This window comes from Sulfitobacter aestuarii, from assembly GCF_042685005.1.
Classification (GTDB): Bacteria; Pseudomonadota; Alphaproteobacteria; order Rhodobacterales; family Rhodobacteraceae; genus Sulfitobacter; species Sulfitobacter aestuarii.
The window spans coordinates 1-6,142 of the sequence record NZ_JBHUMP010000045.1 but is presented as its reverse complement, the minus strand read 5'-3'; the positions used below and the strand labels follow the sequence as shown (position 1 = coordinate 6,142).

The 6,142-nt window shown below is 59.5% G+C and carries 7 protein-coding genes; 5 read left to right on the top strand and 2 right to left on the bottom strand.

Features of this window, described 5'->3' with window-relative positions; translation table 11 throughout:
* Together ACFSUD_RS19295 and ACFSUD_RS19290 are read left to right on the top strand one after the other, a co-directional pair.
* Positions 1–518: YeiH family protein (locus ACFSUD_RS19295; protein ID WP_386376131.1), on the top strand; the 518-nt coding region annotated here is incomplete at its 5' end.
* 11 nt (positions 519–529) lie between these two features.
* Complete coding sequence (locus tag ACFSUD_RS19290; protein WP_386376130.1) at positions 530–892, top strand: cupin domain-containing protein; 363 nt, start codon at positions 530–532, stop codon at positions 890–892.
* Between the two features lie 98 nt (positions 893–990).
* Here the strand turns inward: ACFSUD_RS19290 and ACFSUD_RS19285 are convergent, their stop codons facing one another.
* Both ACFSUD_RS19285 and ACFSUD_RS19280 read right to left on the bottom strand, forming a co-directional pair.
* Positions 991–1,830 carry a tyrosine-type recombinase/integrase gene (locus ACFSUD_RS19285; RefSeq protein WP_386376132.1) on the bottom strand — a complete coding sequence of 280 codons (840 nt, stop codon included), beginning with the start codon at positions 1,828–1,830 and terminating at the stop codon, positions 991–993.
* 131 nt (positions 1,831–1,961) lie between these two features.
* Positions 1,962–2,543, bottom strand: coding sequence for a hypothetical protein (locus ACFSUD_RS19280; protein ID WP_386376129.1), 582 nt, complete (start codon positions 2,541–2,543; stop codon positions 1,962–1,964).
* A 177-nt stretch (positions 2,544–2,720) separates the two neighbouring features.
* Between ACFSUD_RS19280 and ACFSUD_RS19275 the strand changes: the two genes are divergently transcribed.
* Genes ACFSUD_RS19275 through ACFSUD_RS19265 form a run of 3 tightly spaced genes read left to right on the top strand, consistent with a single transcriptional unit; the run spans position 2,721 to position 6,088 of the window.
* Positions 2,721–3,155: a helix-turn-helix domain-containing protein gene (locus ACFSUD_RS19275; protein ID WP_386376128.1), complete on the top strand. Its 435-nt coding sequence runs from the start codon at positions 2,721–2,723 to the stop codon at positions 3,153–3,155.
* Positions 3,155–3,730 carry a hypothetical protein gene (locus tag ACFSUD_RS19270; RefSeq protein ID WP_386376127.1) on the top strand — a complete coding sequence of 192 codons (576 nt, stop codon included), beginning with the start codon at positions 3,155–3,157 and terminating at the stop codon, positions 3,728–3,730. Before ACFSUD_RS19275 ends, ACFSUD_RS19270 begins: the two co-directional genes overlap by 1 nt.
* A 6-nt stretch (positions 3,731–3,736) precedes the next feature.
* Positions 3,737–6,088, top strand: coding sequence for a class I SAM-dependent DNA methyltransferase (locus ACFSUD_RS19265; RefSeq protein ID WP_386376126.1), 2,352 nt, complete (start codon positions 3,737–3,739; stop codon positions 6,086–6,088).
* The last annotated feature ends 54 nt before the right edge of the window (positions 6,089–6,142 follow it).

The following is a 6,142-nucleotide window of genomic DNA, read 5'->3' as shown; positions in this document are numbered from 1 at the left end:
CCCTGGCGATGATCGCCTATCCGGTGATCACCCAGATGCTTGATCTCGACGACCGCGCCACCGGTGTATTCCTCGGCGGCACCATCCATGACGTGGCCCAGGTCGTCGGCGCGGGCTTCTCCGTCAGCAACGAAACCGGCGAGACCGCGACGCTCGTCAAGCTCATCCGGGTGACCATGCTGGCACCGGTGGTGCTTGTCTTCTCGCTGGTGATCCGCAGCTTCGCCGAGACCGAGAAACCCGCCGACGGCAAGCGCCCGCCGCTGATCCCGTTCTTCGTGCTGATGTTCCTTGCGCTCGCGGCAATCAATTCCTTCGGTCTGATCCCGGCGGCCCTGCAGGATTTCCTGAGCGACCTGTCGCGATGGGCGCTGCTGGTCTCGATCGCCGCGGTGGGAATGAAAACCTCGCTGAAGACCATCTTCGAAGTCGGAGGTCAGGCGATCCTGCTGATCGTGATCGACACGCTGTTCATCGCCGGCTTCATCCTGTTCGGCATTACCTATCTCGGCGGTTAAGGAGAAAGAGAATGAGCAAGCCGGTCATTGATTTCAAAGACGATGTCGTTGTCAGCAAGCGGCGCCTGGCGGACCTGCCCGACCGGGTGATCGACGGCGATCCGCATCATGAAACGCAGATGCGCTACACCAGCCCGGATGGCACCCTGCTGGCCGGAACATGGGAAAGCACGCCCGGAAAATGGCGTGCCTTCACCGGACGCGATGAATTCTGCTACATCGTGAGCGGCCATGTGAAGCTAATTTCTAAAGACGGCGGCGAACAGGAATTCCGCACCGGCGATTCCTTCCTGATCCCTGAAGGGTTCGAGGGCTACTGGCAGGTGTTGGAAACCACGGTCAAGCACTTCGTGATCCGCGATTACAGCGCCTGACATGCGGTCAGGCAAACGGTGCGTCGCCATTCCGGGCAGTTGGTCGGAATGGTGACCCCGGCAGGATTCGAACCTGCAACCTGCCCCTTAGGAGGGATTCATTCATTTTCCTGATCCTTCTTTGTTTTTCTGTGGTTACGCTTCTTAACCGGGGCCACCTGTACATGATTTGTACGAAACCGCGCCCTGACCGCAGCCTCGTCAGTCTCTGCGTGGGCGTAAATTCGCATCGGTAATGTGGCGTCTGACCACCGCCCTGCCTTGGCCGCCGTGACAGGATCGACCCCCTGCCGCACCACCAGTTCGGTGTAGAACCCGTGCCGCCCGGCGCGGTGGGCGGACAGGTAAGGGATGCCAGCGCGCTTGCAGATCGTTTTCCAGCGATTGTTGTAGCCGGTCGAGCTTCCGTATCCGAAGACGCGGGGCGACAGCACTTGCCCAGTCTTGAGGTTCTTTGGCCGCTTAGGCTTCAACGCGACCAGCTCGGCCATCATCTGCGGCGAGACGGTGATCCAGCCCTCGGGGTGACCCTTCTGTGCCTTGATCTTCACTTGGCAGGAAGCTGGCCTCAGATCGCTCGGTTCGATCGAGATCGCTTGGTCGATCCGGGCTGCTGTCTCAAACATGAAACGGGCCAAGGCCGCGTTGTAAGGATCGGCCTCCGCGCAAAACGCCTCGATCCAGTCACGCGTTGCCGGGGTGCGTTCGACCCGGCTTGTCTTGCCTCGCCGCTCGTCCTGCGCGATCCGCTCGAACTTGTCATAGCGTTTGACCGTCAGATGCGGCGTCCCTTTGTGCTCATGCGCATGGTTGATGACTGCCCGCGCCGGGGTCACGATTTCGCGCCACCAGGTATCTGTGCAGGCATTGGGCTTCAGCTTGCGGCCAAGGCTTTTCAGCAGCGCGCCGGTAATCGCTCCCAGCGGCATATCCCCGATCTGGTCCAGGATCGGCAGAAGTTGCTGCGCATCCTTGGCGGTTGCCGGGTAAAAATTGACCGCATCGGCGAACCGCAGACTATGTTCTTCGCCGACAAGGTGCCTGCGGATCTGAAGCTGCGTTTCGTCGTTTATCCAGTCCCGCGCGCCAGCTTCAGTAGTCGCTCGCGTGCTTTGGCGGTATGGACCGGCGATCGGTCGGCCATTGTATTCGACCCAGCCCTTGACCCAGAAGACGGAGCCACGCTTGTAGATTTCGAGCGGCATGCCTGTCCTTCCTCGAAGATGGTATCAATTTGGGTGGGCGTGATCAGCATGGTCCGCCCCAGCCGGAAGAACGCGCCAGTGTCGTTGGCCTTCTCGCGCAGGGTCCGCTCGGAAATCTCGATCCCGTGGGTAGCCATGATCTCGACCCACTGAGCAGGCGTCTTGCCGATGGTGAGGATCTGGGACTGCTCTGCATGTTCCGTGTTCATCGTCGCCTCACCCCTTCCGGCCGCTACGGGCGGTCTTCCGTTCTGCCGTGACGGTGAACTGCGAGACATACTTCTCCCACGCCCCGCTCGGGATCTTCGGATTGCGTTTGCCGGGGGCAGTCCGGGGGCAGTGAAGATGTGATCCAGCATGTCTTCTCGGATCAGATAGCGGATGTTGGACACGGGGATGCCCACACGTTCGGCTAGTTCCTTTGGGGTTTCCAGCAGCTTTTCCATGCTTTGCCTCCTCAAACCGTTTGCTTACAAACTGAGGCGAGGAAAATCGTTTTGCGTTCAGAATGAAACAAAACTACGCTGAACCTGCATGAATCAAGCGTGTCGCCATCGTTCGTATCTAACTTTGATATATTTGACTACGAATGAGGTCAACACAAATACAAACGAAAGTTGGACATGGCAGTATCGGGCCTTGGAAATCGCCTTGCGGCAGTACGGAACATGGCTCGCCTCTCCCAAGAGGAGATGTCGCAGAAGCTTGGCATCAGCCGAAGCGCCTATCAGAACTACGAACGTGGCCAGAGAGACCTGACCGCGCAGTTGCTCTTGGAAATCTACGCGGCCTTCGACGTTGACCCCCTCTGGATGCTGGAGGGTGACACCGAAGACGGCAAGAACCGTCGGCATGAAGAGATCGCGGCGGCCTATCGCAAGATCGGGATAGCCGTAGAGCGGCGGATTATTGATCGCGACCTGTCCGTGACCCCGGAAAAGAAATGGGATGCCATCGAATTCCTGTTCGATGAGTTCCTGAACACCGATGCCTTGGCCGCCGATGGCGGGGCACCGGATACCACAAGAATTGACAGTGTTTTGAGGCTTGTAAGCTGATGTTGGATCAAGAGTTTTCTAATGATGTGATGAAACTGCGCCCGCGCAAGTTGCGGCTGGGCCGCGACGTAGAGCGTCTGCTGGAAGGTGTGTGTGGCACCGAAGAAGACTCCGGCAGGTCACGCGATAGACAAGCCCTGCGTCCGAACGCCGACAGCGCAAACGCGATCCGCTGTACAGCCTGCGGGCAGGTCGAATACATCACACGCGAATATTGCCGCTGCGGCCACTACCTCGTCGGCCAGATCGAAGACGAATACTTCGCCTACGAACGCGGCTTGGCCGAAGCGCACGAGCGTTTCTCGACGGCAGCGGAGCGCAAACTGAAACCGCTTAGGCTCGCAACACTGGCAGGTTTGCCTTTCATGGTCTGGCCTTTCCTCCACGCGTTCCTTTACGGCGCAACCGGATCGCTCACGATCTGGCTCTGGATGCTTCCCGGAATAGCCATTTACGGCCTGTTCGGCCTCATCCAGGCCAAGATCAACGCGAAGCGCAACGCCAGCGCCCAAGAGCTGCAGGCCGCCACCTTCGAGCAGTTCCTGATCGACCGCGCGCCCGTAACAAGTACCTGATTTCGCATGAGCAACGCCCCGCAGATCGACGCCTTCATCGCGCGCTGGAAAGACACCGGCGGCAGCGAACATGCCAATTACCAGCTTTTTGTGATCGAGCTGACCGAACTGCTGGGCCTCGACCGGCCCAACCCAGCCACGGATGATGACAGCAACGATCATTACCGGTTCGAACGGCCCGTCACCTTCGCCCACACCCACAAGCGCACCACGGGCTTCATCGACGCCTATCGCGCGGGGCATTTCGTGCTGGAAACCAAGCAGGGCGTGAACCAGAAAAAGAACCGCGCCGCCGATCTGGCCAAGGGCACCGCGGCGCGCAGCCAGAAACGCATCGGTCATGGCGTGCGGGGCACCGCCGCCTGGGACGACACGATGCTCAAGGCCCGCAACCAAGCGGATAACTACGCCCGCGCCGTCGCCCGCGACGATGGCTGGCCACCATTCCTGATGATCGTCGATGTGGGCCATGTGATGGAGCTTTATGCCGACTTCTCCAAGCAGGGGCAGGGCTACAACCAGTTCCCGGATTGCAATCGCTACCGCATCTATCTTGAAGATCTGCGCAAAAAGGAAATCCGCGATCTCCTTTGCACGATCTGGACCGATCCCTACAGCCTCGACCCCTCGCTCAAGGCTGCCGAGGTCACGCGGGACATCGCCGCCCACCTGGCCGAACTGGGCAAAAGCTTCGAAGGTCAGGGCCACGACAGCGAAACTGTCGCCCGCTTCCTGATGCGCTGCCTGTTCTCGATGTTTGCCGAGGATGTGGACCTGATCCCGCGCGGTAGTTTCACCGACCTGCTGCGCAAGCTGCGCGGTCATCCGCAGGACGCCGAACATGCGCTGGCGGGGTTGTGGCAGGCCATGGACAAGGGCGAATACGCCCATGCTTTGCTGACCAAGGTCAAGAAATTCAATGGCGGCCTGTTCAGGGATCCGTCGGCGCTTCCCCTCAACGACCTGCAACTGGGGCTCCTGATCGAGGCCGCCGAGGCCGACTGGAAACAGGTCGAACCGGCGATCTTCGGCACGCTACTCGAACGCGCGCTCGACAAGCGCCAGCGCCACAAGCTGGGTGCGCATTACACGCCCCGCGCCTATGTGCAGCGGCTGGTCACGCCCACCATCATCGAACCCCTGCGCGAAGACTGGCGCGACGTGCAGACCGCCGTTCAACGCCTGACCGAGGATGGCAAGACCGACGAGGCGCTCCAACTGGTGCGCGACTTCCACCACAAGCTCTGCGAGACGACGGTGCTTGACCCCGCCTGTGGCTCGGGCAATTTCCTCTATGTCGCGCTGGAGATGATGAAGCGGCTTGAGGGTGAGGTCACATCGCTGATGATCGAACTGGGCGACACGCGCCCCCTGATCACCGTGGACCCGCACCAGTTTTTGGGGATCGAGCTGAACCCCTGGGCCGCCAACGTGGCCGAGCTGGTGCTCTGGATCGGCTACCTGCAGTGGCACTATCGCACTTATGGCACCGCCGCGCCGTCCGAGCCCGTGCTGCGCGACTTCAAGAACATTAAGAATGCGGACGCCGTTTTGGAATGGTCCGACCGTAGTACGCGCGTGGATGAATTCGGCACTCCAGTGACGGTTTGGGACAAAGTTACAACATCGCCTCACCCCGTCACTGGTAATGAGCTACCGGATAAATCGGCTAGAGAGCCAGTTTTCGACTATGTCAGTCCAAGGGCAACGGTTTGGCCCGCTGCTGACTTCATTGTCGGCAATCCGCCATTTATTGGGTCGAAGAATCTCAGAGAAGATTTGGGCGATGGGTATGTCGAGGCACTTTGGCAAGCTTACCCAAAAATGCCCGGCAGTGCGGATCTCGTGATGTTTTGGTGGGAAAAGGCTGCACTGGCGGCGCGTGCCTACGATCCGAAGAAGGGTAAAGGCACCCGCCGCTTTGGCCTGATCACCACCAACTCCCTGCGCCAAACGTTCAACCGCCGAGTGCTCGAGCCGCACCTCAATGATCAGAAAAATCCTCTGTCGCTACTTTTTGCAATTCCCGATCATCCTTGGGTGGATACACTCTATGGTGCAGCGGTCCGCATCTCAATGACTGTTGCCTCTCAGGGGCAACGGACCGGGGTGGTTTCAAGCGTTGCAAGCGAGAAGAAGGAGGAGCACGAAGCTGAAGGCCGCACCGTGACGTTCGAAAGAAGGCACGGAAAGATTTTCTCCAATCTGCAAATTGGGCCTAACCTCTCGGATTGCGTCCCACTTAGCTCCAACCTCGGCTTGGCTCATCAAGGTTTCAAACCATACGGTCTAGCATTCTGGGTTGACGAAGCAGAGGCGCGCCGTATGGGCTACGGAGATATGCGCAGAAGTTGGTGACGCTTGATCAGGCGGCGATTTGAACGTGGCGGAGACCGTCGCGGAACTCAACCC

Coding starts and splice junctions, on each gene's coding strand:
- ACFSUD_RS19290 (WP_386376130.1), top strand. CDS start 530: ATGAGCAAGCCGGTCATTGATTTCAAAGACGATGTCGTTGTCAGCAAG.
- ACFSUD_RS19280 (WP_386376129.1), bottom strand. CDS start 2,543: ATGGAAAAGCTGCTGGAAACCCCAAAGGAACTAGCCGAACGTGTGGGC.
- ACFSUD_RS19275 (WP_386376128.1), top strand. CDS start 2,721: ATGGCAGTATCGGGCCTTGGAAATCGCCTTGCGGCAGTACGGAACATG.
- ACFSUD_RS19270 (WP_386376127.1), top strand. CDS start 3,155: ATGTTGGATCAAGAGTTTTCTAATGATGTGATGAAACTGCGCCCGCGC.
- ACFSUD_RS19265 (WP_386376126.1), top strand. CDS start 3,737: ATGAGCAACGCCCCGCAGATCGACGCCTTCATCGCGCGCTGGAAAGAC.